Source organism: Propionimicrobium sp. PCR01-08-3, assembly GCF_030286045.1.
Classification (GTDB): Bacteria; Actinomycetota; Actinomycetes; order Propionibacteriales; family Propionibacteriaceae; genus Brooklawnia.
The window spans coordinates 2,592,268-2,613,368 of record NZ_CP127390.1; the positions used below are offsets into that span (position 1 = coordinate 2,592,268).

The 21,101-nt window shown below is 63.9% G+C and carries 18 protein-coding genes and 2 pseudogenes; 12 read left to right on the forward strand and 8 right to left on the reverse strand.

The window, feature by feature from the left end; genetic code table 11:
- Positions 1 to 107 precede the first annotated feature (107 nt).
- On the forward strand, positions 108 to 707 hold the full coding sequence (locus QQ658_RS12020) for a GNAT family N-acetyltransferase (protein WP_286025075.1): 600 nt from the start codon (positions 108 to 110) through the stop codon (positions 705 to 707).
- Here the strand turns inward: QQ658_RS12020 and srmL are convergent.
- Positions 677 to 1,795, reverse strand: a complete 1,119-nt coding sequence (gene srmL, locus QQ658_RS12025; RefSeq protein WP_286025076.1) for a PheS-related mystery ligase SrmL — start codon at positions 1,793 to 1,795, stop codon at positions 677 to 679. The two genes, QQ658_RS12020 and srmL, sit on opposite strands and share 31 nt — an antisense overlap.
- 235 nt (positions 1,796 to 2,030) lie before the next feature.
- Between srmL and QQ658_RS12030 the strand changes: the two genes are divergently transcribed.
- From QQ658_RS12030 to QQ658_RS12045, 4 genes are read left to right on the forward strand one after another with little or no spacing between them, the layout of a single operon-like run.
- The gene (locus QQ658_RS12030) at positions 2,031 to 3,233 is read left to right on the forward strand and encodes a sensor histidine kinase (RefSeq protein WP_286025077.1); all 1,203 of its coding nucleotides are present in this window, start codon (positions 2,031 to 2,033) and stop codon (positions 3,231 to 3,233) included.
- Positions 3,230 to 3,916, forward strand: coding sequence for a response regulator transcription factor (locus QQ658_RS12035; protein ID WP_286025078.1), 687 nt, complete (start codon positions 3,230 to 3,232; stop codon positions 3,914 to 3,916). The genes QQ658_RS12030 and QQ658_RS12035 overlap by 4 nt, the downstream gene beginning before the upstream one ends.
- Before the next feature lie 58 nt (positions 3,917 to 3,974).
- On the forward strand, positions 3,975 to 5,129 hold the full coding sequence (locus tag QQ658_RS12040) for a hypothetical protein (protein ID WP_286025079.1): 1,155 nt from the start codon (positions 3,975 to 3,977) through the stop codon (positions 5,127 to 5,129).
- Positions 5,084 to 6,004, forward strand: a complete 921-nt coding sequence (locus QQ658_RS12045; RefSeq protein ID WP_286025080.1) for a hypothetical protein — start codon at positions 5,084 to 5,086, stop codon at positions 6,002 to 6,004. Before QQ658_RS12040 ends, QQ658_RS12045 begins: the two co-directional genes overlap by 46 nt.
- A gap of 957 nt (positions 6,005 to 6,961) precedes the next feature.
- Here the strand turns inward: QQ658_RS12045 and QQ658_RS12050 are convergent.
- Positions 6,962 to 7,552 carry a TetR/AcrR family transcriptional regulator C-terminal domain-containing protein gene (locus QQ658_RS12050; protein ID WP_286025081.1) on the reverse strand — a complete coding sequence of 197 codons (591 nt, stop codon included), beginning with the start codon at positions 7,550 to 7,552 and terminating at the stop codon, positions 6,962 to 6,964.
- Positions 7,553 to 7,629: 77 nt separating this feature from the next.
- On the opposite strand from QQ658_RS12050, the gene tet reads away from it, so the two are divergent.
- Positions 7,630 to 8,784, forward strand: a complete 1,155-nt coding sequence (gene tet / locus QQ658_RS12055; RefSeq protein WP_286027112.1) for a Tet(A)/Tet(B)/Tet(C) family tetracycline efflux MFS transporter — start codon at positions 7,630 to 7,632, stop codon at positions 8,782 to 8,784.
- Between the two features lie 114 nt (positions 8,785 to 8,898).
- Here tet and QQ658_RS12060 read toward each other — a convergent pair whose 3' ends face one another.
- The gene (locus QQ658_RS12060) at positions 8,899 to 9,243 is read right to left on the reverse strand and encodes a TetR/AcrR family transcriptional regulator C-terminal domain-containing protein (RefSeq protein ID WP_286025082.1); all 345 of its coding nucleotides are present in this window, start codon (positions 9,241 to 9,243) and stop codon (positions 8,899 to 8,901) included.
- Between the two features lie 583 nt (positions 9,244 to 9,826).
- Here QQ658_RS12060 and QQ658_RS12065 point away from each other — a divergent pair.
- On the forward strand, positions 9,827 to 10,993 hold the full coding sequence (locus QQ658_RS12065; RefSeq protein WP_286025083.1) for a Cmx/CmrA family chloramphenicol efflux MFS transporter: 1,167 nt from the start codon (positions 9,827 to 9,829) through the stop codon (positions 10,991 to 10,993).
- Positions 10,994 to 11,463: 470 nt separating this feature from the next.
- On the opposite strand, the gene QQ658_RS12070 is transcribed toward QQ658_RS12065, so the two are convergent.
- The gene (locus tag QQ658_RS12070; RefSeq protein WP_286025084.1) at positions 11,464 to 12,630 is read right to left on the reverse strand and encodes an epoxide hydrolase family protein; all 1,167 of its coding nucleotides are present in this window, start codon (positions 12,628 to 12,630) and stop codon (positions 11,464 to 11,466) included.
- Positions 12,631 to 12,691: 61 nt separating this feature from the next.
- On the opposite strand from QQ658_RS12070, the gene QQ658_RS12075 reads away from it, so the two are divergent.
- Positions 12,692 to 13,657 carry a helix-turn-helix transcriptional regulator gene (locus tag QQ658_RS12075; protein ID WP_286025085.1) on the forward strand — a complete coding sequence of 322 codons (966 nt, stop codon included), beginning with the start codon at positions 12,692 to 12,694 and terminating at the stop codon, positions 13,655 to 13,657.
- Between the two features lie 35 nt (positions 13,658 to 13,692).
- On the opposite strand, the pseudogene QQ658_RS12080 reads toward QQ658_RS12075, so the two are convergent.
- The 3 genes and pseudogenes from QQ658_RS12080 to QQ658_RS12090 all read right to left on the reverse strand — a co-directional run bounded on the left by QQ658_RS12080 (position 13,693) and on the right by QQ658_RS12090 (position 16,688).
- A pseudogene (locus tag QQ658_RS12080) lies at positions 13,693 to 14,967 on the reverse strand (IS256 family transposase).
- 175 nt (positions 14,968 to 15,142) lie between these two features.
- Positions 15,143 to 15,409, reverse strand: a pseudogene (locus QQ658_RS12085) (SDR family oxidoreductase); the annotation flags it as partial.
- A 97-nt stretch (positions 15,410 to 15,506) separates the two neighbouring features.
- Positions 15,507 to 16,688, reverse strand: coding sequence for an MFS transporter (locus QQ658_RS12090; protein WP_286025086.1), 1,182 nt, complete (start codon positions 16,686 to 16,688; stop codon positions 15,507 to 15,509).
- A 128-nt stretch (positions 16,689 to 16,816) separates the two neighbouring features.
- Here QQ658_RS12090 and QQ658_RS12095 point away from each other — a divergent pair, with 128 nt between their 5' ends.
- The gene (locus QQ658_RS12095; protein ID WP_286025087.1) at positions 16,817 to 17,272 is read left to right on the forward strand and encodes a winged helix-turn-helix transcriptional regulator; all 456 of its coding nucleotides are present in this window, start codon (positions 16,817 to 16,819) and stop codon (positions 17,270 to 17,272) included.
- A 282-nt stretch (positions 17,273 to 17,554) separates the two neighbouring features.
- Complete coding sequence (locus tag QQ658_RS12100; RefSeq protein WP_286025088.1) at positions 17,555 to 18,208, forward strand: GIN domain-containing protein; 654 nt, start codon at positions 17,555 to 17,557, stop codon at positions 18,206 to 18,208.
- Positions 18,209 to 18,421: 213 nt separating this feature from the next.
- Here the strand turns inward: QQ658_RS12100 and QQ658_RS12105 are convergent, their stop codons facing one another.
- Entirely contained in the window at positions 18,422 to 18,604 is a 183-nt protein-coding gene (locus tag QQ658_RS12105; protein WP_286025089.1) for a hypothetical protein, read from the reverse strand.
- A gap of 250 nt (positions 18,605 to 18,854) precedes the next feature.
- Here QQ658_RS12105 and istA point away from each other — a divergent pair, with 250 nt between their 5' ends.
- Both istA and istB read left to right on the forward strand, forming a co-directional pair.
- Complete coding sequence (gene istA / locus QQ658_RS12110; RefSeq protein WP_286027113.1) at positions 18,855 to 20,060, forward strand: IS21 family transposase; 1,206 nt, start codon at positions 18,855 to 18,857, stop codon at positions 20,058 to 20,060.
- Positions 20,057 to 20,851: an IS21-like element helper ATPase IstB gene (gene istB, locus QQ658_RS12115; protein WP_286025090.1), complete on the forward strand. Its 795-nt coding sequence runs from the start codon at positions 20,057 to 20,059 to the stop codon at positions 20,849 to 20,851. The genes istA and istB overlap by 4 nt, the downstream gene beginning before the upstream one ends.
- Positions 20,852 to 21,101: the final 250 nt, after the last annotated feature.

A 21,101-nucleotide genomic window follows, 5' to 3' on the forward strand; every position in this document is an offset into this window, starting at 1 on the left:
CTTCTTCGTGACCGTGACGATCTCACTTGCTGCGGCGACCCACCACGACCGTCGTCCCGAACAGAAGGCATCGACGTAACGCAGTATCTTGATCGGAGGAAGCCATCATGACGCGCCCTGTCATCACGACCCAACGTCTTGAGCTGAGACCGATGACGCCCGAGCATCTGCCACTACACCGTGAGCTGGACACTGACCCTGCGGTGATGCGATATCTACTTGGCCGATCCCGGACCGCTGCGGAAAGCGACGAATTCTGGGCTCCGCGCTGCGCCGAAAAGATCGCCGATGCCGCGGGCCTCGGCTGGTGGGTCGGATTCGTGGACGATAGCTTCGTCGGATGGTGGGACCTCGGTCGAAGCGATTCCGAGCCCGGCGATGGCGTGAAGCTCGGCGAAGCGGAGATCGGCTGGCGGGTGCTGCGCTCACAATGGGGCAAGGGTCTGGCACCCGAAGGCGCCACTGCCCTGCTGCACTACGCTTTCGAAACTGTCGGGCTGGATCGCGCCTGGGCAGAAACGATGGCGGTGAACACTCCCTCGCGCCGAGTCATGGAGAAAATCGGGATGCAACATATCGCAACCGAAGTCCGCGACTGGGACGACCCGCTTCCCGGAAGTGAACTCGGTGAAGTCACCTACGAGATCACGAAGGCGGACTGGACTCACCCCTGGCCTCAGATCATCTCCATCACCGGGCCGCGATGAGCAGCTCGGTAGATGATGTTGCGCAGCATGTTGGCCTCGTCCGCGGTGAGCGTGCGGTCAATCGGACGGAGGATGATCCGCAGCAACAAGTTGACCTGTCCGGGTCTGGTCTGCAAACGTGAGCGTGCGGCCTCGGGCAGGTCTTCATGCGCGGTGCGGCCGAGCACGTCGACCGACTCGATCACGTCCGCCTCGTCTCCGAGCGCAGTCCTGATCCGGTCCCCGATGATTTCTTCGTCAGCTTCGTTCTCGACAACGACGGAGATGTCGCGCCTGGCCGATGGGAGCAACGACACGCTCCGCCAGGGCTCCAGGTTCAGCATCTGCGTGCTGACTCTCGGGTCATTCGCACGAAGATAGCGGATGTCGGGGATCGCCTTGCGGAGCATGAGGGCGCGCTCAAGTCCCATGCCTAGTGCAAGGCCCGACCAATGCTCGGGGTCGAGACCGGAACCGCGCAGGACGCTGGGATGGATACGACCGCATTCCGCGAGTTCGAGCCACTGCCCCTCATGCCGAACATCAATCTGCCGGCCCCCGAGGGTGTAGGGGTGCTGGGCTCGGGTGACCGTCCACTCGGCACCCGGCAGCACGACGTCGACCAGTTCCTGAATCATGCTGAGCATCTCTTCATCGCTGGTGTGACCCGTACTGCGGATGCGCCACAGGTCGACCTGATGGGGCTCCCCGACATGGCTACGATCGACGGTGTCGCGCCGGTACACCAGTCCCGGCGCGACGATCAACTCATCGACGTCATGGCTTGCCGCATATGCATCCAGAGCGGCCGGCAGTTCCGCACTCATGTGACTTCGCAGCATCGTCGTCGGGCTGAGGTATCGCGTATAGCGGCGATCGCGTGTTACGTCCCCGGGGTCGTAGCCGAGGCGATCGTAGTTCGCCGTGATCGACACGATGGGCGAGCTGCGCACTATGCGGACGGTGCTGCCCCACTTGCGTGTAAGCCGGGAGACGACAGCGTCCAGAAGCAGCTGGATCGCGTGCTCTCCTTGGTCGGGATCGGTCAGGTCACGAAGTGTCAGTGAGCGGTGCAGTTCATCGGGGGTCAGGTAGTCGGCATGAGGCATGAGAGAGTCTCCAGAAAGTTTGCGGGCGAGCGAGAAGAACGAAACTTCCCCGGCCGCGCCTGCGGAGTCCCGGTGAGCTACTGACGCACGTCGAGAACCCCGCGGCCGTTCTCCGGCCGGGGGTTGAGAAATCGCTGCTGATAGCGCATGACACGTAATCTAGCAGCCTGCATCGGTGCGTCGCGTCACCCGTCCGGGTGATGCAGCGAGAACGGATCTCCCGGATACTGGAATCGTGAGGTTCAGTGACGCGTCTTCGACTCGGCGGCCCCCGCGGGCCGTATCGGGGGAGGTCGTCGCTGCCGCGATCATGACGATCCTCGCACTGCCACTATCAGTAGTCGGGCTCGTCCAGGCGCCGTCCGCATCGATCCCCTCTGGCGAAGCCGCGTGGCTGATCGGTGTGTGCGTCGCACTGCACGCGACCGGGCTCCTCTGCGCCTGGCGCCCTACGGTCGCCTTCGCCGCGGGATCGGTGCTGATGCTCGTCCTCGCGTTCACGGTGATCCCGGGGATAGGAAGCGCGGCGATGCTGCCCTCCAGCATCGTGTACCTGCTCCTGGTGTGGAAACTCGCATCGGGAGAGGGTCGCCGGATCTCGATCCTTGCACTGGTAGTCGGGCTTGTCGGAGCCGGGGTCATCGCTGTGGCCAGTGCCGGCCAGACTGGCGAGCAGGATCCTATGTGGCTGCTGTTCGAGGGCGCTACGTTGGTCGCCGGGGTGGTCGCAGCCTGGGCGCTCGGCGTGCTCACGCGACGGTACCGCCGTGCTGAGGCCAGCCGAGTGGAGGAATCGATGCGGCGCGCCGTGGCCGAAGAGCGGACGATGATCAGTCGCGACCTGCACGATGTTGTCTCGCACGCCCTGACCGTGATGATCGCGCAGGCGGAAGCCGCACGGATCGTGATCGGGGCTGACGGTTCGGGCATCACACCTACGGGCGACGCTGCGCTGGAAAAGGTTGCCGAGACCGGTCGCGAAGCCATGCGCGGCCTGCGCAGCATGATCCGTACCCTCGACGAATCGGACGCTGCACCGCTCACCCCAACATCCGGGATCGCTGCCGTTGGCACCCTTGTCGAGAACGCGCGCAGCACAGAGCACACGATCACACTCACCGCCCAGGGTATGCCGGAGTGTCTTGCTCTTGACGCGGACCTGGCTGCATTCCGCGTCGTCCAAGAAGGAGTCACGAACTCGATCCGCCATGTGAAACCGCCGGTAGGTATCCAGGTCACCGTCGACTGGAGTGACACCGCGGTCGTGATCACTGTGCGCGACGATGGCGGCAGCGGAGTGAAAGAACCGTCCGACGCCGAAGGAACCGGTCTGATCGGATTGGCCGAGCGAGTCGAGCGTGCTGGAGGCACCCTCGATGTCAGCACTAGCAACGGCTGGTGCGTGCGAGCTGTACTCCCGACGGAGGTGACCTCATGACCACACCCAGTACGGTGCTCCTCGCCGATGATCAAGTTCTGCTCCGGGAAGCACTGGCCACGGTGCTCGGAGCGGACCCACACATCACTGTGGTCGGCGGTGTCGACGATGGTGCGGCCGCAATCGGGTTTATCCGCACGCACCGTGTCGATGTCGTGCTCATGGATATCCGGATGCCGGGGATGGACGGCATCGCCGCCACCGCGGAGGTTCTCCGAATCAGTCCGCACACACGGGTGCTGATTCTCACCACCTTCGATATCGACGAGTACGTGTTCGCCGCGATCCGTGCCGGGGCCAGCGGTTTCCTCACCAAAGACACCCGGCCGGCAGAGCTGTGCGATGCCGTGCACCGGGTCGCCGCCGGAGATGCGGCCGTCGCCCCACGTGCCGCCGCAGCGCTGCTCACACACGTGCGCCGCCAGGTACTGCCGACCGACGGCCTCCTCGACCCGCTCACCCCGCGCGAGCAGGAGGTGTTCGCTCTGCTCGCCCGCGGCGCCTCCAACAGTGAGATCGCCGCGAAGCTGTTCCTCAGCGACAACACAGTGAAGACGCACGTGAAGGCAGTGCTCGCGGGGCTCTGCCTCTCCGACCGGATCCAAGTCGTGATCTGGGCGTACGAGCATGGCCTCGTGCAACCCGGGGAAAAACTCAGAGACGAAGATCACCCGCTCGGGTGAGCCGCCTTCGCCCAGCAGAGCGATGATCTCCGCCGTCCCTCCCGGAAGACTGGACGGTATGACCACCACAACCCACTTTCCACCACAGGAGCGGAGCCTCCGAGCGCTGAACTGGATCGGCACCGCGCTCGCGGTCATTGTGCTCTCTGCGAGCCTGGTCTGGCTGGCCGCCCCGCAGCTCAGCCCGTACGCTGCTGGACCGAACCCCGCACCGATCCACCATCTGTTCGGGGCCGCCACAATGGGCCAACCGGCCGCCGCTTTACTGCAAGCTGCGGTCAGCGCCGCGGCGTCGGTCGTCGGACTTATCGCGCTGTTCGGCCGCAGAGAACATAACACGCTCATCGGCACGGTCGCGGTGGTATCCGGTGTACTCGCAGCGGTCGGCCTGGTCGGCCTGAACGGGCTCGCGATCTCCGGCTACACGCTCTCGCACGCCCTGCCGTTCGGCATCATCGCACTTCTCGTCTTCGTGGTCAGAGCACCGGTGGCGCGGATCATCGTCGCCATCGCGGGTGCAGCCGCAGCGGTGTTCCTCGTCGTCGGACCGACACCATTGTCCGTCCTGTACCGCCAGTTCGGCGACTACCTGGTCACAGACCCGGCACGTTCCGCCTCACCGCTGTTGCTGCTCCTGTTCTCCGGGGTGTGGGTGCTCACTGGTGCCATGCTCCTGCAACGCACTCCCGGAATGCCCGGACGCTTCGTCCTCAAACACCGGGTCGCGATCACGATCGCCGCCGCGTGCTGCGCGTTGCCGTACGTCATTGCGCGATTGAGCTGGCTGACCCCGTGGCCGCTCGCCGGAGACCCCGGCGACTACGCCGACGACACGTTGACGATGGCGACCGGCCTCATCCTCGGCTCGGGGATGCTCACTGGAGGGATCCTGACGCTTGGACTCATCTTGCCTTGGGGCAGTCGATTCCCGACCTGGTTCGGACGAGTGGGCGGCAGACCGGTCCCGACCCCACTAGCCGTGGTCCCCTCCTCGATCGTCGCCATCCTGTTCACCACAGCGGGTCTCGACTCACTGCTGCTCGCAGGCACCGATGGAATCGGATTCCCCGTCCTGGTCACCGCCGTAGTCTTCCCGTTCTGGTTGTGGGGGCCGCTCCTTGCTCTCGCGACGTGGGGCTACGCGCTGCACCGCAGTACCGAAGCGCAATGCATGCCTACGGCCGCCAGCAGGCCGTACTCGACACAACACTGAAAAGAAGAACACTGGGAAGAGAAATGACTCAAAGAATGAATCGTGAACGCCGCGCTTCGTCCGTTGCGAGTTGGGTGTCGCTCGGCATCGGCGCCGCCTCCGGCGTCATCGCCCTCCTGCACTCCGCTGCTAGCTATGTCGCAGATAACTCGCCGAGCTGGTTCGTGCTCGCCGGAATCGTCGTCGCCGTCGTGTTCCGCCTGCTTGCTCGGACGACCGGCCAGCGGTACACCGGGCTGCTACTCGCGACGGTGCTCCTGCTGCCGACCGCATGCACACTACTGGTACTGCACCTGCTCAGGCTCGTGGGCGTCATCCCATTCCCTGTCGATCCGATCTCTACGTGTGTCTCCGTCGGTGCCGCGATCGCACTGTTCAGCCTGTGGTTCGTCCCCAACCCGCTCGCACCCGAGCGCGAAGCGCGCGTACCGGTGCCCATGTGGGTGCCGATCGTGGGGATCGCGGCATCGCTGATCTACCCGGTGCTGAAGGTAATCTGGGCGATCGGGATCGCTGTTGCGGCGCCTCCGGAGACCCTCGGTATCATTGATGCGACATTCTTCGCAACCGTCGTGGTCTCCCTTGCTGCGACGCCTGCTCTGGTCATTGCGATGCGGTGGTGGAGCCGCCCGGCCCCCGCCTGGGTACGCCCCGTTGCACTCGTCGGCGGCTTCCTCCTCGTTGCCCTCGGTGCTTCGGGTCTCTGGGCCGTCGCGCAGGATCCGGCCGGTGCGGCCACTGGACTGCTCGTGTACGGCGGCTGGCTGATCTGGGGAACCACAGTCCTCGCGACAGCCGGACGGCTCTCACCGGGGAACCGGCAGAACGCGCCGAAGCGGCCTGCCGCAGCTGAACGAAAGGCGTACGCAAGATGATGACCCCTACCCGAACCCGAGTCACGGCGCGGATGCCCCAATGGATCATCGTGTGCGCCTGGGCGTCGTTCTTCGTCGCCCTGCCCACAGCTCTCTGGAGGATCCTCCCAGCCATCGGGGTGCCGCTCGGAACACCAGAAGCGTGGAGAGCGTTCCAGGACTTCCCCGGAAGCGGCACCTGGTACGCGCTCGGCCTCTCGGCCCTCCAGCTCGCCGCAGCTGGCTGCTGCCTGCTCCTCTCCCTCAATATCCAGCGGGTACTCCCCCCTCGAACCCCACCAAGGGTGGCCCGCACCGCACCGATCATCGGGGGCATCGCAGGACTTGTCGGAGCCGCCATCCTCGCATATCTCGTCGTCGCGTCGATCATTAACTGGCCCCTGGTCGATCCATTCGGTGGGCAACCATATGACGGCTGGGCATGGCTCTGCGCGGCCTGCTATCTGACGGCCGTGCCCTGGCCAGTCTTAACCGCTGCCGCGTCCGTCGGCTATCTGGCGAGACGAGGTCGGGCTGAAGCTACAGACGACACAATGGGCAGGCGCAGACCTGGGACGACGGGTCGACGTATGCCGGTGAGGCACTACGGCCCAGATCCGCAGCTATGAGTGGCGGCACTCGCTGTCAGAGATCATCGGATCGCTCCTCGCCGCGGGCCTGGTGCTGAAGCGCTTCGACGAGGCAAGACACTTCCGTTGCCGGTGCGGGGTAGGACCCAACACTTGACCGGCGGCCCGGCCGGGGCTTGTTTTTGGTTTGATCTGTCTGCCTCGCGGCGGTCCTGGAGCGCTGACTGGCCGGGCATGACCTCATAGGAGCGCCAGCAGCGCTCGTCTTCGCAGAGTGGGCGATACGAACGCTCGCCCAGGCAGGGATCAATACTGAAGAAGCCTTTGAGACACACATTCTGCTCTTCACGCAGGCGCGAGGCTGAACGGCACGCGCGGTCACGATTCGCTACGGTTCGCCAAACACGGCTCGGGCGCGAGCCAATCCGTCGATCAGTGCCGTCAGGCCGAAGTCGAACTCCCGGTCGCGTTCCGGATCGCTCGCACTGCCGGCCTCTGCCGCCTGTTCCTCCAGCACGACGCCGACGGTGTATCGGCTGACCGCGATCAGGGCGCTGACTGCTGTCTGCTCATCGAATCCTTGCGACACGAGAAGCCCAATCTGCCGGTCAGGTGCATCAGTTCCCTCGTCAGTGTCGTCGTCGGATGGTCTGCGGTGATGCTCGGCGTGGAGGCGTGCGCCGTCGCGGACCGCGTGTAATGCGTTCCGGAAGCTTCTCGCGTTGCGAAGCAGAAATGCGTCCCATTTCTCCTCGGGCTCGGGAAAAGAGGCGTGGTGCTCCCGGTCAAGCACATCGCTGGCCAGCGCAGCGAGGAGGTCGGCCTTCGTGCGGAAGTGCCAGTAGAGGGCGGGCTGCTGTACCTGGAGGTGAGCGGCCAGCGCGCGAGTCGTGAAGCCGTCGATCCCCGTCTCGTCGAGTACCTGCCGCGCCCCGCGCAGTACCGCCGCGCGGTCGAGACGTGTCCGGTGCTGAGCCATGGTTGCACTTTATCATCGATAACTTTATCTTAGATAAGGTGATTGTTCGCCTCTCCCACCGGGGAACCCTGACGACCGTGCTCATCACGGCGGCCCTCGACGCCGCAGGGCTCGGCCTCGTGATGCCGATTCTGCCCACCCTGCTCGACCAGATCGGCGCCCCGGACGACATGATCCCTCTGCACGTCGGGCTGCTGACCGCGCTCTACGCCGTCATGCAATTCCTCTGCGCCCCAATCCTCGGCAAACTCTCTGACCGTTTCGGACGACGCCGCGTGCTTGTCGCCTCGCTCGCGGGAGCGACGATCGACTACCTCGTGCTGGCACTGACGAGCACACTGTGGGTCTTCTACCTCGTCCGCGCGGTCGCCGGGGTCACCGGTGCCACGAACGCCGTCACTGCGACGGTGATCGCCGACATCACTCCGCCTGATCAGCGTGCGAAGCGGTACGGGTGGCTCGGTGCCTGCTACGGCGGTGGCATGATCGCCGGCCCCGCCATCGGTGGCTTCTTCGGTGGGATCTCGCCGCATCTGCCATTCCTCGTCGCCGCCGCGCTGACCGGTATCATCCTCGCACTCAGCTTGAGTCTGTTGCGAGACACGCGGCCACAGGGTGGCGACGGCACGGTGGCACCAGATCCCAGTACGGCGAAGCTCACCGCGGCGCCAGGGATGCTGCTCCTTCTCGCCGTCTTCGGCATGGTGCAGTTCATCGGCCAAGCACCAGGCTCCAGCTGGGTGCTCTTCACGCAGCAACGCCTCGACTGGAGCCCCGTCGAAGTTGGCGTCTCACTGTCCATTTTCGGGCTGGTGCAGGTGTTCGTGCAGGCGGCACTGACCGGACGCATCGTGTCCCGGGTCGGCGAGACCCGAGCGATCCTCGTCGGCATCGTCGCCGACGCCGTCGGCCTTATCGGCCTCGCCCTTATCATCAACGCGTGGGCGATGCTGCCGATCCTCGCGGCTCTCGGACTCGGCGGTATCACCATGCCCGCACTGCAGACGCTGCTCTCCGGACGCGTCCCCGACCAGCGGCAGGGGCACCTGCAGGGGACGCTTGCGAGCCTGAATAGCCTCACCTCGATCATCGGCCCCGTCACCTTCACCGGCATCTTCGCGCTCACTCGAATGGGTGCCGACGGCACTCTCTGGCTTTGCGCCGCAGCGCTATATGTTCCCTGCGCGCTCCTGATGATCCGTGAGGCGTACGCTTCACGGGGATACAGATGACCTCGTTGAGGCATCATCCTAAGCAGATTGCGGGATGCGGGCGATTCAAGAATCGCCGTGTAGTCGAAGCTCTCGTCTCTCTCGAGCTCGAGAACTGATGCAGTTAGGGCGAAGCTACCTCTCATCAACCGGGCGAAGCGACAGTGTGGCCGCCACGTCGACAGAGGACGGCCCTCCTGGGAAGCCGGCCTGAGAGATAAGCACGGCGCCGAAGACCGCGCTCCAGAATGTCTTCGCCGCCCGGCCGACACCTTGGTCTGTCGTCCATCCGTGTTCGCCAAGTTCTTTCTCCAGGAACCGCTCGGAGTGGCGAAACAGGAGGTTGAGTCCAGTCTCGACCGTCGGCTGCACCGCGGGGTTCCCGCGCGCGAGGGCGAGCGCGCTCACCACGACGGTCGTAGATGGCATGGTGAGAGCAGTTCGGGCGAGCACCTCGCGCAGACCATCAGGTGTGGACACTCTACGACCTGCCTTCTTGAGGCGTTCGGTGTCTCGCAGCAGAAGCCCGAATGCGGCGTCGATATACAGCGCGTCCTTGGAGCCGAAGTGGTGGGTGATTTGGTTGGGAAACAGCCCGCGATGTCAATCGTGCACTCTGGGAGGATCGCGCACTGCTGCACGAGGACCTCTACGATACCCACGCCCTTGCTGCCGATCCCGACGCGATCAGCACCGTGGTCCGTGACGGGCATCCGGCGCTGCTGATGCTGGACGAGAAGGCCGACACCCCGGTCGTGGGAATTCGACCCGGAATGGCGAGACAAGATCCCCTGCACCTTCACGATCGTGGCCCGAAAACCCCTCGAGAGCCCCAAGCCGATTGAGCAGGCGCCCTTTTGCGCCGCTCACAGCCCGGCACTGTAGAGTGCAGGACATGTCGAGTCCCGAGTCAGACAGGTCCGGGGTTGTCGGTCACACCGCCAGCCCCTTGAATTACTGATCTCGACGCCCGCAATCTCCGTGGGCGTGTGTCTGGCATTCCCGGGCCTGGCCGTGGTGACAAGAAGAACCATTTTCTTGATCTCTCACTTCGGAGTACTCGATGCCTTTTCCCCTCTACATGCTTGCTCTGGCAGTTTTCGTCATGGGCACATCAGAATTCATGCTCGCGGGACTGCTCCCCGCGATCGCGACCGAACTTGACGTATCGGTTGGCACGGCGGGTCTGCTGACCTCCGCATTCGCGGTCGGTATGGTCATCGGCGCACCAGTGATGGCGGCGTTTGCTCGCCAGTGGCCACCGCGGCTCACACTGGTCGCCTGCCTGCTCTTATTCGCGGGAAGTCACGCCATCGGAGCGGCGACCCCCGCCTTCTCACTCCTCCTCATCACCAGAGTGCTCAGCGCTCTTGCAAACGCCGGATTCCTCGCCGTAGCGCTGAGCACGGCCACGACCCTCGTTCCACCAAACCAGAAAGGGCGCGCACTGTCGATCCTGCTCTCCGGCACGACGATCGCAACCATCGCAGGCGTCCCCGCCGGCGCGCTGCTCGGCACCGCGCTGGGCTGGCGAACCACGTTCTGGGCGATCGCCATCCTCTGTGTTCCAGCGTTCTTCGGAATCATCCGCGGCATCACGAACAAGGCCAGGCAGTCCGCCACAAGTGCGTCCTCACCAAAGCTGAGTGCTGAGCTCAGCGAATTGGCGCGACCACGGCTGATTCTGGCCATGGTGCTCGGAGCGTTGACCAACGGCGGAACTTTTGCGGCATTCACCTTCCTCGCCCCAGTCGTGACCGAGATTGCGGGTCTGGCCGAAGGTTGGGTGTCCGTTGCGCTGGTGATGTTCGGCACAGGATCGTTCCTTGGCGTCACGACCGCCGGACGACTGTCGGATCAACGCCCCGGCCTCGTGCTCGCAGTCGGAGGGCCGCTGCTGTTGACGGGCTGGATCGTGTTGGCCTTGCTCGCGTCGAATCCCGTTGCGCTGGTCGTCCTCGTGTTCGTTCAGGGATTCCTCTCATTCGGTGTCGGCAGCACTTTGATCACGCGTGTGCTGTACGCCGCGTCAGGTGCGCCAACGATGAATGGTTCGTACGCAACCGCAGCACTGAACATCGGAGCTGCCGCGGGACCTGTACTTGGTGCGTTCGGGCTGGTAACTGGGCTCGGGCTGCTTGCGCCGGTTTGGGTGGCCGCGGCGCTGACAACGACCGCTCTCGCCATCATGGTTCTCACCTGGCGGTCTCTCACAGTCATACGCAACTGATCCCCAGCTGGATAGCGCCCGACCGCCGGAAGGAGGTAACACGCCGTTGAGGAACCGAAGCAGCAGCGACGGTGGCGTTCAAGAACGAGACTTCCGTGTCGTGCGGCGAGCGAGAGCGAGCAGGTGAAGACCGCCCGGGCCAACGCTGGATAGGTTGCCGCTGCCGCGGTGTTCGCGGCGATGAAGTAGGTCAGGAAGTCATCAGCGCCTGCTCCAGGAGTTCTCACCCGCCACACATCCTCTACCTCGAAGTCGGGAGCGAGCTCATGAATACGCCACTGCTGCGAGGTGTGATCGGCGACGGAAAGTCTACGCTTCACCATGTATCTAACTCTGACGCCGGAGAGACTTGAACTGATCACCCCGACGGCTGAGCGTTTCTCAACCGCCAGGGTGATCTTCGCGCGCCCACGCGTCGGGCGGGCCACGGTTAGATCAACCGGGCGCGCCCGAGCTGGGAAGTGTCGTCTTTAGCGCAATGGACGCAGGAATTCACGTACGTCGTCAAGAAGCAGATCCGGCTCTTCCATCGCCGCGAAGTGTCCTCCTCGGTCTTCGACGTCGGTCCATCGAACAATGTGGTTCGCCTTCTCCTCTGCGAACCGCAGTCCGACATCGTGCGCGAACACGATCACCGCGGTAGGCACGCCGGAGCTCTCCGGTTGCGTACCCCACGCGGCGTCTTGCGCGTACCCCACGTAGGCGGACGTGCCACCGGAGGCAGTGAACCAATAGAGGCCTGCGTTCTCGAATATGAAGCGCTCACCGAGGATGTCGGCGGCCGGACGCTCCGCAGGGTGTGTCCAGGCCTGCAGTTTGTCGAGGATCCACGCGAACTGTGCTGCGGGACTGTCCGCGAGCATCTGGCCGACGAGACCGGGGCGCGTGGACTGGATAGCGATGTACCCGAATTCGCGCTGCATGAATTCCCCGACACGACGCAGACGGTCCTGCTCGACAGGGGTGAGCGCAGCTCTCGTCTCCTCATCGACGCCGCCTACGAACGATCCGAGTGAGCCGTTCACGTGCACACCGATGACTCTTTCAGGTGTGAGTCGGCCGATCTCCGGTGCGACTCCCGCCCCGACATCACCGCCCTGCACCGCGAAGCGTTCGTAACCCAGGCGCGACATCAGCTCAAGCATCACGGCTGCGATGTCGCCTCGTTGCCAGTCAGTGCCCACCAGCGGCATCGAGAAACCGAATCCCGGATGCGACGGAATCACAACGTCGAAAGCGTCGGACGCATCTCCGCCATAGGCTGGCGGATCCGTGAGCGGACCGATCAGCGACTCAAACTCGAGGAACGAGCCGGGCCACCCGTGCATCAAGAGCAGCGGCACCGCATCGGGATGCGGTGAGCGTACGTGCACGGCGTGGATGTTCTGACCATCGATATTCGTGAGGATATGCGGCAGAGCGTTGAGGCGATCCTCAGTGGCTTGCCAGTCGTGCTCGGCCCAGCGCGCCAGGAGTTCGGCGAGTTCGTTGGACGGGATACCGGTCGTCCAGTCATCGACCGGGAGGGGCGCGGCATGTCGTGTGCCTCGGACTCGGCGACGGAAGTCTTCCACCTGCTCGTCACCGAACTCGATGTGGAAGGGGTGGACTCTGGGATCTACTTCTGTGTTTGTCATATCTTCACTCTGACGCCATATGCGGCCATAATATGACCGGATAGTAAAAGAGGATGCTGGCATGACACGGACCACAGGACGCACTCTTGAACTCCTCGCCCTCCTCCAGTCGCGTCGCGACTGGTCTGGGGCAGAACTGCGGGAGCGGCTGGAAGTGAGCGACCGCACACTGCGACGAGACATCGACGATCTCCGAGAGCGCGGATATGGCATCGGGGCAACTCGGGGGCGCGGAGGCGGCTACCGGATGGGCGCAGGGGCGGCCGTCCCGCCTCTATCTCTGACCGTCGACGAGTGCGTAGCCATCGCCGTGGGTCTGCGCGCCGCCGCCAGTGGCGCTGTCACCGGAATCGAAGAGCCCGCAGCACGAGCGCTGGCGAAGTTGGAACGGTCCCTCGCCCCGTCAACACGACACCAGATCACCGACGTCGAGCAGGCAATGATTCCACTAACGACCCGGCGCGACGACGTCGACATTACAGTTGTGACAACCATTACCAACGCCATCTCTGCGCGGTCACGGATGCGAATTCACTATGTGCGGCACGATGGTGAGGAAGTGCGGCGGGTCGTGGAACCGCATCGGATCGTGCACACCGCCGAACGCTGGTACCTCGTCGCGTGGAACCCTGAGCATGCCGCATGGCGCACACTGCGAATCGACCGAATTCGGCGGCCCGTGATCCTCCCCGAGAAATTCGCGCGACGAGAAATCCCGGAAGAGGAGGTGCGCAAGTTCACGGTACACAGCATCACGACCGCGCCGTATCGCTTTCGCGCCCGCGTGCGCTTTCACGCTCCGGCGGATATCGTCGCCGGTCACTTCGATCAGACGATCGCACAGGTCGTCGATGCTGGCGATGGCACAAGCATCCTGACGGCTGGTTCGAATACCCCCGAGGAGTTTGCACTGTACGTCGGACTATCGGGCCTCGAATTCGAAGTGCTTGAGAGTGAAGAACTCCGGGACGCCCTAACCGACCTTGCAGCCCGAGCGCTGCGAGCCGTTCAAGCGGGTGTCAGGTGAGCGGAGTTATTGTCAAATCCTGTGGACGGCACCTTTTAGGCGGCCTGGTTTTGGTTGTCTGTGTCGGGTTGGTCGAGGATGCCGTTGGTGAAGGTGGCTCCGGCTCTCACGAGTGGCACCAGGTGGGGTGCGTTGACTGCCCGCCACCGGGTTTCGGCGGTTTGGACGAGTTTGAACGCCATCGCGATACCAGCCGACCGGGAGCCGGGGCCTTTCGTGGTTTTCTGGCGTAGCCGGACGGTCGCGAACGTGGACTCGATCGGGTTCGTGGTGCGCAGGTGCACCCAATGCTCGGCCGGGTAGTGGTAGAACTCGAGCAGCACGTCCAGCTCGTCGGTGATCTTGGCTGCTGCTTTCGGATACTTCGCCCCATACACGTGCTGGAACGCTTTCGCAGCCTTGCGGGCGTGGGCTTCGTCCTCGGCGTTGTAGATTTCTTGCATCGCTTTGACCGCGTTCGGCTGCGCCGATTTCGGGAGACAGGCGAGAACGTTGGCCTGTTTGTGGAACCAGCAACGCTGCTCCCGGGTGGCCGGGAACACATCCCGGACGGCTTTCCAGAAGCCGAGCGCTCCATCCCCTGCCGCGAGTACCGGGGCTTGCATGCCGCGCCGTTTGCAGGAGCGCAGCAGATCGGCCCACGACTCGGCCGATTCCCGATACCCGTCCGCCAGGGCGATCAGCTCCTTGCGGCCATCGGTGCGGACTCCGATCATCACGAGCAGGCAGAGTTTCTCCTGGGCAAGACGTACTTTGAGATGGATGCCATCGACCCACATGTACACGTAATCGCTGTCGGAAAGATCACGCTCAGAAAAAGCCTGGGCCTCGGTCTGCCATTGCTTCGTCAACCGGGTGATGACCGCCGGGGACAGACCCTCACTGGTGCCCCAGAACTGTTCCAGGGCCGGCCCGAAATCATTGGTCGACAGGCCGTGCAAATACAGCAAGGGCAGCACCGTGGTGATATCGCCGCTCTTACGGGCCCAAGCCGGCAGAATCTTCGACGAAAACCGGCGGCGCTCCCCGGTCACCGCATCCGTGCGTTTGTCGTTGACCCGGGGCGCTCTCACCTCGATCGCGCCGGCAGCAGTCACCACCTGGCGTGGCTGGTGGGAGCCGTTACGCACCACCAGCCGGTGCCCATCCCCATCTGTTTGATCGGCGTGCTGGTCGATATAGGCGGCGACTTCGGCCTGCTACGCCGCCGCCAGCATCTGCCGCGCCCCATCCCGCACGATCTGATCCAACAACGACCGGCCATCACCATCGGGGTTGGAACCAACATTGATATCAACTACGTTAAGCACAGGAGTGCCTTCCCGCCAGCGCGGCAACGCTGACTTGATCAAGAACTGGAACTGACAGTGATCATTATGCGGGAAGGCACACCCTCCCCCCAGATCCACAAGTCTTGATTATTTCTCAGGTGAGCGGAAGTTGTAATACCGTTCAGAACTCGAAGTGTGAAGCGCTCAGCAGTAGTTAGAGTGCGTGTCCGCCCGCGACCTGGAGTACTTGGCCAGTGATCCACCGCGCCTGGTGTGAGGCCAGGAAGACACATGCATCGGCGATGTCCTCCGGCGTGCCGGCGCGCCCCAGCGGGATCGCTGTCACGGCTTCACGGACGAGGTTCTCACTCATCCACCCTGTCTGTACCGGACCAGGGGCGACCGCATTGACGCGGAGTCCTTGGGGGCCGAGATCAATGGCCACACCTCTGGTCAGTGCTTCAAGAGCCGCTTTCGATGACCCGTAACCGACTTTTGGGCGATGGGTTTGGTCTTACAGCGTTCGATCAATCGTCGGCGCCCCTCGTTCGTCAGCGACTCGTACGGGTAATTCTTCTTCAGCCTGCCTTCGGCGTCTCGTCGGTATGGTCTGATCCGTAGCCGTCGTCGTGTCGCGTTCTCGTGACCGTGCGCCGGCTCAGCGTCCAGGTGAGTAGTCCGCAGACGGCGAAGCTTGCCCCGAGAATGGCGCATCCGGTCCATCCTGACGTGGAGTAGATCATGGCTGTGGCCGTCGCTCCGAGGGCGGAGCCGAGCGAGTAGAAGATCATATAACCGCCGATGGTGCTGCTGGTCTGACCAGAGTAGGCGTTGGTGAGAAGAGTCTGGTTGCTGACGTGCGCGACCTGGACCGCGAAGTCCAGGACGATGACCCCGACGACGACGAGCCAGAGCGACCAGGTGGCCTGCCCCGATGCGATCCAGGAGAGGGCCAGCAGTGCCAGTGCGGTACCGGTCACGGGGTTGGCTCGGCCGATATCGGCCCATCGACCTGCCCGTGCAGCTCCCAGTGCGCCCGCGAGCCCGGCGATTCCGAACAAGCCGATCTGGGCGGTGCTCAGCTGCCACGGCTCGGCAGCAAGTGGTAGCGCGAGTCCGCTCCAGAGCGTGCCGAAGGAAGCGAAGAGGAAGAACGCGATCAGTCCGCGCGAGATGTACAGCGGTTCACGGAAGAGGTGTCCGAGGGAGGTCAGCGCGTCGCCGTAGGTCCTGCGATTCGATCGGCGGTCTGCCGGCAGCTGATTCAGCACCGCGATCGAGAGCGCGACGAGAAGCAGCATGAGCGTGAGGTAGATACTTCGCCACCCCCACAGGCCGGCGAGAGCCCCCGCCAGGACGCGCGCCCCAAGGATTCCGATGATGACACCGGAAGTGACGATTCCGAGCGTGCGGCCACGCTCGGTAGGCGTGGACAGATCAGCGGCGAATGCGACGGTGGTCTGCACGACGACGGCGAACAGACCTGTCGCGGCGAGACCGATGAGCAACAGCCACAGACCAGGGGCGACCGCGGCCACCAGCATGCCGACCGCGGCGAGGAGGAGTTGGCCCCCGATGAGCTTGCGCCGGTCCAGCACGTCTCCCAACGGGACCAGGACAACCAAGCCGACCATGTAGCCGATCTGCCCAGCTGTCACGATCCACCCCAGGTCAGACTCTGGCACTCCTAACTCTCGCCCGATCCGCGCGAGTACTGGCTGGGCGACGTAGATCGTCGCGACAGCGACTGAGCAGACCATCGCGAGCAGCGTCCTTCGACCATGCGTAAGTCTCACACCACCCCCAATCAGTAGCAATATGCAACTGATTTAAGTATGGCAGAAAGTATGGCAGAATGGTTTCAATCTGCAACTCATCGGGAGGCGTGATGAACTCAGTCGTGCATGTTGACGACGTGACCTGGACCGACCCGGCGTGCCCGGTCGCGCGGACGCTCGACCTTGTCGGAGACCGGTGGAGCCTGCTGATCATTCGCGACGCGATGGACAATGCTCGGTCGTTCACTGACTTCCAGCAACGCACCGGGGTCGCGCGCAACATCCTCACCGACCGGCTTCGTCGCCTCGTCGATCATGCCATCCTCAAGCGAGAGACGGCAATATCTGGACGCCGCCAGGTCTACGTCCTCACCGACTCGGGCCGCGACCTCTTCACGGTCATCGTGGCCTTGCGTCAGTGGGGTGAGCGACACGCCTTCGCCGACGACGAAGCGCACTCCACTCTCGTGGACGAGAGTGGCCACCCACTCGCACAACTGCGCCCGACCGACGCGCACGGCCACCGGGTCGACGTCGACTCCACCGAAGTCACGCAAAACAACTGATCGAGACGCTCCTGGGGTGACCGCATAGGCCGGCGAACGTCATCAACCTGCGGTTCGGCAACATGAAGTGTGGCAACATGATCTCACCCTGGAGGGTGATTCCCACTCCCTGAATCTCACTCCGCAGAGTCTGTCGGTGGGAGCGGCAACGAAATAGCGTCGTGTCTCATGCATCAACGTTTCATCGCTTCAGCAGCATCCGTCGCAATCTGCCTCGCTGCGCTCACAGGGTGCAGTCAGGCCTACACCGGCCCGTCAACCACACAGGAGCGGGAGATCGAGATGGTCAGCGCCGTAGAGCTCGATACTTCGGGAGAGTTGAACGTGACGAGGGGCGGCCATACCGCGCTCACCGTGACGGCTGGTGAGAACGTGATTGACCGCCTCACCTCAGAAGTCAAGGATGAAGTCCTGCACCTGGGCATCGATGGCGAACCGCTCGCCTGGGGCGGGGACATCCGATACGAACTCACCGTGCCCACGGTCGACGCAATCAGCGTGCTCGGTTCCGGAGAGGCGACGGTCGACTTCACCGGTGCAGCCGAGCCGATCATCCTGGTGGAGGGCTCAGGCAGTGTTCACGCCAACGGAATTGCAGCCGACAGCGCCTCGATGACCGTCAATGGATCAGGATCGATCGCCGCCCAAGACATCGATGCCCAGAAGCTGGCCACGAAGATCGATGGAGCAGGCGAGATTACTGTCAACGGAAGGACAGACGAACACGAAGTCGAAGTCCGCGGATCCGGTGGCTATTACGCGCATGATCTCGAAAGTACGAATGCCCGCGTCGTGATCGGCGGGTCCGGTACGGCAGATGTCTTCGTCAGCGGGGCGCTCGATGCCACAATCGATGGGAGCGGTGAAATCCGCTACGCAGGCAGCCCCGAGATTATGCAGGACATTTCGGGCTCAGGCGAAGTGGTGCCACGGTGACAGCGCACTCTTTACAAAGAGAACGTGAATGAGCGAGAAGATAACACATGACTATCGACATACGTACGCCTGATGTCTCGGAACTCAGTGTCGTGGCATGGATGCTGGCGGGCTGGCAGCATGACGACGGCGCGATACAACTGCACCCTGGCGACCTGGGTTGGTATTCCACCAACGGCATGAATGCAAACTGCGAGAGCGCTCCGGACCTGGTCAGCAGGAGAAGAAATTCTGGCTGTGGGACTTCTGGATGGACCACGACTTCTCCGCCTGGGAGTTCACCCCGAACTGCACGACAATGACCAGTTTGCCCATCAACCAGTGAGCGACGTCGAGGATCCGCGGCAGGGCGTATTGCCGGTCGGTGCCGCTACGATCGAGACACGGGGAACCCACTCGTTCTTAGAAGCACTGTCAGAGCACGGGTGGCAACTTGATGAGCCATGGATCCCGTTATTCATAGACCTGTCTGGACCTGTTCCAGAACCAGAAGTTCGGGTCGAACCCATCGGCCCGGACAGAGCCGAAGACTGGGTGTCAGTACATTGGTCCGCTTTTCGCGGTACGCCGTGTCGACGCCGCTTGAAAACTGAACAGTTTCGCCGGTGAAAAGTGGACACCCGACATCATCGGAAGGGTGATCACTATGGAGGATTGGGCATTGATCAGGAGGCTGGCCGCGGAGGAGGTTCCGCATGCGGCGATCGCGAGGCGGTTGGGTATCTCGCGGACGACGGTGATCAAGGCGGTGAAGTCGGACGGGCCGCCGAAGTACGAGCGTCGATCAGCGGTGACGTCGTTCTCGGCGGTCGAGGCGAGGGTGCGCGGCTTGTTGAGCGACACGCCTGATATGCCGGCGACGGTGCTCGCGGAGCGGGTGGGCTGGACGGGGTCGTCGTCGTGGTTCCGGGATAACGTGTCCCGGATCCGGCCGGAGTACCAGCCGCGGGACCCGGCCGACCGGATCGTGTGGGAGGCCGGGGACGCGGCTCAATGTGATTTGTGGTTTCCGCCGCGGAAGATCCCGCTGGAGAACGGCATGGCCAGCTTATTGCCGGTGCTGGTGATCACCTTGGCGTACTCCCGGTTCGTGTTGGGCCGGATGATCCCGACCAAGACCACCGAGGACCTGCTGCTGGGCACCTGGCTTCTGCTCCAGCAGCTCGGCCGGGTACCCCGGCGCCTGATCTGGGACAACGAGCGCGGCATCGGCCGTGGCCGGCACCGCTCCGAAGGGGTGCCGGCGTTCATGGGCACTTTGGCCACTCGGCTGGTGCTGCTACCGCCCCGGGATCCCGAATCAAAGGGAGTCGTGGAACGGCGTAACGGCTGGTTCGAGACCTCGTTCATGCCCGGGCGGACGTTCCTGTCCCCGGCCGACTTCAACGCCCAGTTCACCGATTGGCTGGCCACCGCGAACACCCGGATGGTACGCACGATCCGGGCCCGGCCGCACGACCGGCTCGAGACCGACAAGGCCGCAATGCTCGCCCTGCCGCCGGTGCCACCTGTGGTCGGGTGGCGCAGCCAGGTCCGGCTGGGCCGCGACTACTACGTGCGGATCGCGTCAAACGACTACTCCGTCGATCCGACCGCGATCGGCCGCATGGTCGCGGCCCGCGCCGACCTCGACCGGGTCCAGGTGAAGCTGGACGACAGGCTCGTCGCCGAGCATCCTCGCCTGTGGGCCCGGGGTCTGACCGTCACCGACACCGCTCACGTCGAGACCGCCGCCCGGCTGCGACGCGAGTTCCAACAACCCCGTCCGCGACCCACCGTTGATGAGTTGGTTCGTGACCTGGCCGACTACGACAAGGCGTTCGGGATCGACACCCAGGCAGGCCCACGATGACCACCAAAACCGGCGACACCACCAAGCAGCTGACCTGGCTGGCCGGCGCCCTCAAAGCACCCCGGATCCTGGAATCCGCGACCCGGCTGGCCGACCAGGCCAGGGATGCCGGCTGGACGTTCGAGGACTACCTGGCCGCCGTGCTGGAACGCGAAGTATCAGCACGTAACGCCTCCGGCGCCGACATGCGCATCCGGGCGGCCGGGTTCGGCGCCCGCAAGACCCTCGACGACTTCGACTTCGACGCCCAACCCGCGATACGCCAGCAGGTTGCTGCGCTCGGCGGAGGTGGGTTCCTGACCGAGGCCCGCAACGTCGTCCTGCTCGGCCCGCCCGGCACCGGCAAGACCCACCTCGCGATCGGCCTGGGCATCAAGGCCGCCCACTACGGCCACCGCGTCCTGTTCGCGACCGCGACCGACTGGGTCACCCGGCTCACCGACGCCCACCACGCCGGGAAACTACCCGCTGAGCTCACCCGGCTGCGCCGCTACGGACTGATCATCGTCGACGAGGTCGGCTACCTCCCCTTCGAGCAGGACGCCGCGAACCTGTTCTTCCAACTCGTGTCCAGCCGGTACGAACACGCCAGCCTGATCCTCACCTCCAACCTGCCATTCTCCGGCTGGGGAGGCGTCTTCGGCGACCAAGTCGTGGCTGCAGCGATGATCGACCGCATCGTCCACCACGCCGACGTCCTCACCCTCAAAGGAGCCAGCTACCGACTCCGCAACCGAGGCATCGACAGCCTGCCCAGCATCAGAACAACAACCGACAACAACCAGGGCTAAACTGCCCACAACCGTTCACTTTTCGACCAGCAAAACCGACCAGAGTTCGAGCGGCACCGACACGCCGTTCACCGAGGAAGATCGCCGTCGGCGACTGAACGCCTGGATGAACATGGCGGCAAGTCCCTTCTACACGTCAGCACGCAGTCTGGCAGCATTCGATGACCACAACGAGTTCATGGCAGGGCAATCACTATCGCCGCCGCCAACAACCTGCGTGAGATGGTGGCCTCCAGCGCCATCGTTTGCG

Coding starts and splice junctions, on each gene's coding strand:
- QQ658_RS12095 (WP_286025087.1), top strand. CDS start 16,817: ATGAACTCAGTCGTGCATGTTGACGACGTGACCTGGACCGACCCGGCG.
- QQ658_RS12100 (WP_286025088.1), top strand. CDS start 17,555: ATGGTCAGCGCCGTAGAGCTCGATACTTCGGGAGAGTTGAACGTGACG.
- QQ658_RS12070 (WP_286025084.1), bottom strand. CDS start 12,630: ATGACAAACACAGAAGTAGATCCCAGAGTCCACCCCTTCCACATCGAG.
- QQ658_RS12035 (WP_286025078.1), top strand. CDS start 3,230: ATGACCACACCCAGTACGGTGCTCCTCGCCGATGATCAAGTTCTGCTC.
- QQ658_RS12090 (WP_286025086.1), bottom strand. CDS start 16,688: ATGGTCTGCTCAGTCGCTGTCGCGACGATCTACGTCGCCCAGCCAGTA.
- QQ658_RS12045 (WP_286025080.1), top strand. CDS start 5,084: ATGCATGCCTACGGCCGCCAGCAGGCCGTACTCGACACAACACTGAAA.
- QQ658_RS12075 (WP_286025085.1), top strand. CDS start 12,692: ATGACACGGACCACAGGACGCACTCTTGAACTCCTCGCCCTCCTCCAG.
- srmL (WP_286025076.1), bottom strand. CDS start 1,795: ATGCCTCATGCCGACTACCTGACCCCCGATGAACTGCACCGCTCACTG.
- QQ658_RS12065 (WP_286025083.1), top strand. CDS start 9,827: ATGCCTTTTCCCCTCTACATGCTTGCTCTGGCAGTTTTCGTCATGGGC.
- QQ658_RS12050 (WP_286025081.1), bottom strand. CDS start 7,552: ATGGCTCAGCACCGGACACGTCTCGACCGCGCGGCGGTACTGCGCGGG.
- istB (WP_286025090.1), top strand. CDS start 20,057: ATGACCACCAAAACCGGCGACACCACCAAGCAGCTGACCTGGCTGGCC.
- QQ658_RS12040 (WP_286025079.1), top strand. CDS start 3,975: ATGACCACCACAACCCACTTTCCACCACAGGAGCGGAGCCTCCGAGCG.
- istA (WP_286027113.1), top strand. CDS start 18,855: ATGGAGGATTGGGCATTGATCAGGAGGCTGGCCGCGGAGGAGGTTCCG.
- QQ658_RS12020 (WP_286025075.1), top strand. CDS start 108: ATGACGCGCCCTGTCATCACGACCCAACGTCTTGAGCTGAGACCGATG.